This is a genomic window from Peptoniphilus sp. oral taxon 836 str. F0141 (assembly GCF_000179335.1).
Taxonomy (GTDB): domain Bacteria; phylum Bacillota; class Clostridia; order Tissierellales; family Peptoniphilaceae; genus Peptoniphilus_A; species Peptoniphilus_A lacrimalis.
Genome location: NZ_AEAA01000107.1, coordinates 1 through 764, shown reverse-complemented (window position 1 = coordinate 764; position 764 = coordinate 1). Strand labels below are relative to the sequence as shown.

At 26.3% G+C, this 764-nt stretch carries 1 protein-coding gene; it reads left to right on the top strand.

Annotated elements, in window-relative coordinates; all coding sequences use genetic code 11:
- The coding region (locus HMPREF9131_RS05545) for a hypothetical protein (protein WP_036744453.1) at positions 1 to 764 on the top strand (764 nt) is incomplete at both ends.

Below are 764 nucleotides of genomic sequence, written 5' to 3'. Positions count from 1 at the left end.
AAAGTTTTAACTGCTTTAATTTGGTTTGTCGCCTTGTCGCCAATATTTATGTTATTATTTTGTATAAGTACAGATAATGTTGCTACCAGTACTGTAGGTGATAATTTTGGATTAAGTGAAGCTATATCAACAATGCTTTTAATGATATGTTTTTGTGCCAATTTCTTTGTTATTTTTCCTGTATCTTTTGCTTTTTCAGGTGAAATAACAAAGGGTAATGCTAGAAGAGCAGTGGAAGCCTCTCATTCAAGGTCAAGTATTTTAACTGCAAAAATAATTAGTGAATATTTATATTCTTTATTTCTGATTATTACAACGCTTTTTATTGGAATAGTTTCAACTGTTATATTATTACAAGTTATTGGTAAAATGAATTTTGGTAATGCTCAGATAGTAATAGCTTTAAGGGCACTATTAATAAGTTTTGTACCAGTAAGTGCAAGTCTATGCTTTTTAAATTTAGCCTATATAGTTTTAGGTAAAGATTTTTTGGTAGTTATTACTTATATAATATATTTTTCTCTAAATCAAATTTTAGAATTTATACAAATGATTTTATATAAGTTTCCCACAGGATTTATAGATTTAATAAAAGATTACACACCATCAGCATTATATTCTGATGTTATCGGGTATTTAAGTAGTGTTGAATTTGGTAGAGGTTTACCTATATCAACAGGTGTATATAAAGATATATTATTATTAGCTATTTATATTATAATTTTTACAGGACTTTCTTATTTTTTTATTAAGAAAAAGGGACT